At 39.5% G+C, this 6196-nt stretch carries 4 protein-coding genes and 3 pseudogenes; 1 reads left to right on the plus strand and 6 read right to left on the minus strand.

Going from position 1 to position 6196, the window contains the following annotated elements; translation table 11 throughout:
* Window positions 1-111 precede the first annotated feature (111 nt).
* Window positions 112-495: pseudogene (locus tag H6G97_RS43185) on the minus strand (LLM class flavin-dependent oxidoreductase); the annotation flags it as partial.
* 280 nt (window positions 496-775) lie between these two features.
* On the opposite strand from H6G97_RS43185, the pseudogene H6G97_RS43190 reads away from it, so the two are divergent.
* Window positions 776-2026: pseudogene (locus tag H6G97_RS43190) on the plus strand (tetratricopeptide repeat protein).
* 290 nt (window positions 2027-2316) lie between these two features.
* On the opposite strand, the gene H6G97_RS43195 reads toward H6G97_RS43190, so the two are convergent.
* The 5 genes and pseudogenes from H6G97_RS43195 to H6G97_RS43215 all read right to left on the minus strand — a co-directional run bounded on the left by H6G97_RS43195 (window position 2317) and on the right by H6G97_RS43215 (window position 6082).
* A complete protein-coding gene (locus H6G97_RS43195; RefSeq protein ID WP_190946664.1) occupies window positions 2317-3138 on the minus strand; it encodes a phosphate/phosphite/phosphonate ABC transporter substrate-binding protein in 822 nt (273 codons plus the stop codon).
* On the minus strand, window positions 3135-3380 hold the full coding sequence (locus H6G97_RS43200; protein WP_190946665.1) for a hypothetical protein: 246 nt from the start codon (window positions 3378-3380) through the stop codon (window positions 3135-3137). Before H6G97_RS43200 ends, H6G97_RS43195 begins: the two co-directional genes overlap by 4 nt.
* A 387-nt stretch (window positions 3381-3767) precedes the next feature.
* Window positions 3768-4400 (minus strand): TauD/TfdA dioxygenase family protein, encoded by a 633-nt coding sequence (locus tag H6G97_RS43205; RefSeq protein ID WP_422394272.1) that lies wholly within the window; start codon window positions 4398-4400, stop codon window positions 3768-3770.
* Window positions 4380-4691: pseudogene (locus H6G97_RS43210) on the minus strand (ABC transporter substrate-binding protein); the annotation flags it as partial. The gene H6G97_RS43205 and the pseudogene H6G97_RS43210, both read right to left, overlap by 21 nt.
* A gap of 203 nt (window positions 4692-4894) precedes the next feature.
* Complete coding sequence (locus H6G97_RS43215; protein ID WP_190946667.1) at window positions 4895-6082, minus strand: acyl-CoA dehydrogenase family protein; 1188 nt, start codon at window positions 6080-6082, stop codon at window positions 4895-4897.
* Between the last annotated feature and the right edge of the window lie 114 nt (window positions 6083-6196).

A 6196-nucleotide genomic window follows, 5' to 3' on the forward strand; every position in this document is an offset into this window, starting at 1 on the left:
TTCTCCAGCAACAGTTAATATAAGAAACTTTGTAAATTGTGGCTATTTTAACTTCTCTAACGTTAAGAAAAATAACCCTTCATTATACCAAAAAATATTTATGCAAGAGTTCTTGTAGCGATCATCATGGGAAAGATGCAATCCATCTCCCGCCAATTCCACCGGATCGCCACCGGTAACGACGTTAATCAACAACCTTCCACCAGAGATGCGATCAAAGGTTGCTGCCATTCGCGCTGCTACTCCCGGCGACATTAACCCCGGACGAATAGCCACCAAAAACTTCATCCGCTTGGTGTGTGTCACCAAAGTTGATGCCAAAACCCAGGCATCTTCACATGAACGGCCTGTAGGTAGTAATGCCCCTGTAAAACCTAAATGATCTACTGCTTGGGCTATCTGCCGCCAGTAATCAAAGTTGACTGCCCGCCCACCTATGGCAGTACCAAGATAACGCCCTTCACCGTGAGTTGGAATAAACCAAAGTAGCTGCATGATATCTATAGTCAGAGTAGCTGCAATATTTCCTGGTCTTTAAGTACGGTAAATCTATCAAGTTACCGTATTATTTAATTCACTTTTAGACTATCGCACAGCCAGTTAAGCAAAGCAATACCTTTACAAAACTAAATACTGTTAGTCGGTAGAGTTTTAGTATTTTGATGCTTGCGGTTTTGCAATAGCTATGACATACTTGAGCTTGCAATTACATTATCTCTATAGATTTACCGTAGTTTGTAGTTTGCTTCATAAATCTTGCTGCAAAGAATTAATCATGCTTAAAGATGCACAAGGACTAGTAGTTACAACAGATTCAGCCAATGCGAAAGCAGCCATTAACCGTTTTATCGATCAGATGCTTGGTTATGGTAAAGATGCAGAAACAGCAGTTTTACAAGCAATTGCAGCAGATCCTACTTGTGCATTAGCTCATGCTTATGCGGCTGCTTATTATCTTACCCAAGAAAACCGCAAAGCTTGGCAGCTAGCTCTACCATATCTGCAAACTGCACAACAGCATTACACCCAGATTACTGCCAGAGAACAGCTATATGTGCAGGCAATTTTAGCTTGGGCAAATCAAGAAATTGATGTAGCGATCGCCACTCATGAAGAGATTGCTAATCAATTTCCCCGTGATTTAATATCTGTGCAGCAGGGACAGTATCACTATTTTTATACAAGCAATAAAGAAAAATTACTAGAAATTGCTCAGAAGGTTTTACCTAGCAATCCCCAACAACATTATTTATATGGCATGGTGGCCTTTGGATTAGAACAATGTCACCAACTCAAAGCAGCGGAAAAGATAGCTCGTCAAGCGATCGCATTGAATAGATATGATCCTTAGGCGCATCATGCGATCGCTCATGTCATGGAAACTCAGGGAAGAGTTGAGGAGGGGATAGCTTGGATGGAAAGTTTTGCAGATACCTGGGAAAACTGCAACTCCATGCTCTACACTCATAACTGGTGGCACATTGCACTATATTATTTGCAGTTAGAAAACTACCAAAAAGTTCTCAAACTCTACGATACGCATATTTGGGAGCGTGCTAACAAACAATCTCCTAAAGACCAAGTAGGAGCAATTTCATTATTATTGCGCCTAGAATTGCACGGTGTAGATGTGGAGAACCGTTGGCAAGGCATTAGTCCTTATCTTTACAGCCGGATTGATGAACACGCATTACCATTTCAGGATTTGCATTATGCCTATGCCCTTGCCAAAGCCGGACACCATGATTGGGTGAACCAAATGCTTCAGAGTATGCAGTATCATACTTTGAGTATTAATCCTTTCCTGCGACGGAGTTGGGTAGAGTTAGCAATTCCCGCAGCTAGAGGAATGGTAGCTCATGCCAAAGGCGATTTCAAGACGACTGTTGCAGAACTGAAACCTGTTTTACCACGCTTGCATGAGATTGGAGGGAGTCATGCACAGCGAGTGTTGTTTGGGCAAGTTTATCAAGATGCGGTATTGTCGGCACAACAGCAGAGTTGGGATTATGGTATTACCGCTTGATGTGAAATCTACCTTTTACCCGGCGTTTCTGATTAATGGGATGATATATTATCTCACTCACTAGACGCAGTACCGCTAAGGCGGAACCCGCAGGATGGCGCAGAGAGTAAGAGTTTGATAGATGAAATTTCTAACTTGTATACCGCGATTTAGCAAAGCCTTTTATTAAGGAATGCATGAGGAAAACTCCTACAGATTATAATTGCGATCGCAATCAAGCATATATTTTCTGCCCAAAAACTCAATCTTTCTCTTTGCGTCTTTGCTATTTTTTGTAAGCTTTTCCGCTTTTAAACGATGGCACGGAGGCGATGTCTACGACGGGCTACGCCTACGCTGTAAATCTGATTTAATATCTGATAATCTTCCAATCTCACTGCGGCAAAACGTCTGACTCCGAACTGTTTCATCACTCTTTGCAACTCTGCATCTGGTTGCAGTAATGCCAACTGCATTTGCTGAATTAAAGATATACCTAGACGCTGTGCTACTACTAAAGGTGGCATTGGAGAAGGCCCCAGCACTTCCACCACACGCAAATGCTGTGATAATTCGGGAAAATCTTTTAATTCCTGTTCTAGCACCACACTATCAATTGCTGCACAATCTGACAATCCCTCAACTACCCAGCGAATTGAACGCTGATGTGAACCTGATTCTAGCGTTTTGCCAAAGAAATTTTCAGGATATCTTTCTTGAACTAATCTATGAAAAAGTAAATTATAGCCACTATTAGAACCCAAATCATTATAACAAAATGTTTTTCTTGCTAAATCTGTAAACTTTTTGATATTACTATTAGCATTGGCAATAACATCTGCATAGTAAACAGGGCAGTTGCTATATCGTGATGATTGCATTACTGGCGCAACTAAAGTCTGAAATTGGTTTGAAACTATTTGACTATAGTGAATTAGTGGCAATCCACAAATAAAAGCTAAATCTATTTTATCTTGAAATAATAAGGCATCTTCTAAGGGATCATTTTCACTTTGTTGTAGTGGAAATTCTATTTTTAAAGCACGATCTAAATAAGCTGTGATCGCTTGATAAAATTCAAACCAATTGAAAGCTAGATAAGATGTAATTTGCAATCTTTTATATATAGTCATTTTTGTTCTACAACAGTTTCATGTTGAAAAAATTGACTTATTTTTTTTCCAGACAAATAATGTATATATACAAATTCGAGACTGGCAAAGGTCAACAACATAATACCCAAAACTGTTGTATATGCTTTAGTATGCCACCATAGCTGCTTTAAAAAATCTGTACCAAGTAGTAATATCTTCCACAAGAAATAATCATTTACTTTTTTAGCGACTTGGATATTAATGTGTTGAGCTAATGCCATTCCGATTTTTGCCTTTAATACAAATAAAGAGCGGTAATGCGATAATTTTAATGTAGATTATAATATATATTATCTAAGATCGTCAAAAAAGATGAATAACCGACGTTAATAATTTTGGAGATAAAAGTCATATATTCTCAATCAATAAAACTTCAATCGTCATAAAGTACAAAACCCCGGTTTCTTGAAGAAACCGGAGTTATTCTATTTCAAATTATAAAACTCATATTTGATTTTTGAAAAAATTAAGTATAGCTCAAAGAGGCTTATTGACTGTTGCCTATTCCCTATTGCCTTTCTACGCAAGTAAGTATGGCTACGCCACGCTGTGCGAATAGAAATCAAATCGGATGACTCTATATTTTTTCAAACAAATGGGGTTTTTCCTCAAAATGGACGGCTACCCGCTAAACTTATCCGTTTCATCACCCGGCGCTGATTGGGATCAAATGCTTGACGATAATGCAAAGTTGCTTGATTATCCCAATAGACAATATCGCCTACAGACCATTTGTGTTGATAATAAAACCGAGGTTGATGTAAATGCAATCGCAGCTGTTCAATTAATTCAGATCCTTCTTGTGGATCTAGACCAACAATTTCTACTTCTGTGGCGTAATCTAAATATAAAATCTTTTTTCCACTTTCTGGATGTGTCCGTACTAGTGGGTGAGGAAATACAAGACTAATTAAGGGAATACTCTTGTCTAGACGGTATTTAGAACGAGGTGTATTTGATTTATTTAAAAAGGGATTGTATGTAATTAACTGCAAATCTGCAATCCGGCGCTTTGTAAACTCATCCAAAGTTTCATAGGCTAAACTCAAATTTAACCAGTAAGTATCTCCACCTTCAGTCGGTACTTCCAAAGCATAGAGTAAAGAACCACTAGAAGGATAAGGAGTCCACTTATGATCAGAATGAAAAGTTAGTTCAGCAGTTCCAGTATAGCCACCATCAACATTAGAAACAGGAATTATTACAGGTGTGACTCCTGGCTGAGAAGCAAGAACTGGGATATCATCCGGCGGGACAAATAGAGAAAAACCTTCTTTTTCTAAGGCTCGAAGTATAAGATAATGACCAATCGATGCTTTTTGAAAAGCTACTTTTTTCCCTTTTAAATCTTTGACACTTTGAATAGGAGAGTTTTTAGGAACTAACAGTGAAACTGCTTGGCCATCAGAAGAGTTAGCCGCTAGATATACAAGAGGTGCGCCAGCTGCTTGAGAGAAAACAGGAGGAGATTCTGCTGTAGAGGCAATATCAAGTGCGCCCGCATTTAAAGCTTCTAATTGTTGTGGCCCGGCATAGCAATTGCTTCACCCAAAGCTGTGCCAGCAGAACCATCTGTGCGCTTCTGCGCTTACTCTTAGCTACGCAACGCTACCGCCTAACGGCGAATGTATGAAATTTGGTCTATTTACTTAACTAAATCCGCAATTAAAAAAAGGAATTAAAGTGGGTAAAACCAACTTAAGCAACCGATTCGAGGTCTACTGTGGCGGAAACTTTAGGAATATTGCGTGATTATGGGTAATTGCTCATTCAGTACCCAATTGCCGATATCGCGCAATTTATAATCTATAGGGTCATGAAGCGTAAAAGTACGTAAATCTCGCCAGTAACGGTCAAAGCCGTATTTACTACCCGTAGAACGAGTTCCCATAACTTCAAAAATACCTGTGGTGAGATTCAAACCAACGCGAGTAGCAAAAGCCTTGGCTGCAAAAACAGAAACTGCTACTTCTCCCCTTTCTTTAAAAGTCAGGTTAACTTCTTTGTCCCATGCTTGTTGTACTTGGGTAGCAGCTTTGTCAGCTAAACTAATTGCTGCTTGCAGTTCTGCCCACAAGTTTCCATAGTGATTCAAAATATAGGGGTCTTGAGTAGCACTATCGACACCAGACGTAATCCAAGGTTTTGTTTGAGTAACAGTGTATTGTTTTGCAGCCGCCAATGCTCCTTCAGCAATTCCCAAATAAACATAAGTTTTCGTCAGCTGGGCGATGATTCCCAAAAATGTACTAAAAGCACCATCAGGAGGATGAGGATATCCCAAAATTTCATCTGTTTTTACCAAAACATCGTAAAAAGTGAATGTATCGCTATCTGTGCGCCTTTGCCCAATATTGTCCCAGTCTTGATTAGAAGCGACACCAGCCCTATCTTTGGGAATTATGAATACTAACGGTAGTTCCACATTATCTTGAATGGCAGCGAAAACGCGGAAATCTGCAATGGCGACACCTGTACCGAAACTTTTGATCCCATGAACACGAAAATTTTCACCTTCTGCGGTAATTTTCAGCCTTGTATCTCTAGTGTTGATGGCGTTAGCCCAAAATAAATTTTTCTGGGCAGTTTCCCGATAATATCTTTCCTTTTGCTCTGGTGTTCCCGAAACATGAGCCAAGGTAGTTAAATTCAAATGGTTGCCATACAACTCTCCAATTGAACCGTCTGCTTTCGAGAGTTCTTGGACTATTTTTAAAGCTTCTGCCCAAGTCGCACCAATACCACCATACTCTTTTGGTACAACCAAAGGCAGTAAACCAGTTTCTCGCAACCGTTGGATTTCTATATCTGGCAGCCCTGCTTTGTTATCTCTTTCCACTGCGGTGGCTGCCAATTCCGTAGATAAAGAAGTAGCAACATTAATCCAATGTTTGGATTCTTCTTTAACTAATAGTTGCACCATTAAGTAAGTCGTGGAGAAAATTTATAAGTATGTAACAAAGAGTTAAGCAGAAGAATTAGAGTTAAATCTTACACGTTGCGTACTGTAATTTCCTTTTTCTCCTCTCGTTTGGAC

The sequence above is a fragment of the Nostoc flagelliforme FACHB-838 genome, from assembly GCF_014698065.1.
In the GTDB taxonomy this organism is placed as follows: Bacteria; Cyanobacteriota; Cyanobacteriia; order Cyanobacteriales; family Nostocaceae; genus Nostoc; species Nostoc flagelliforme_B.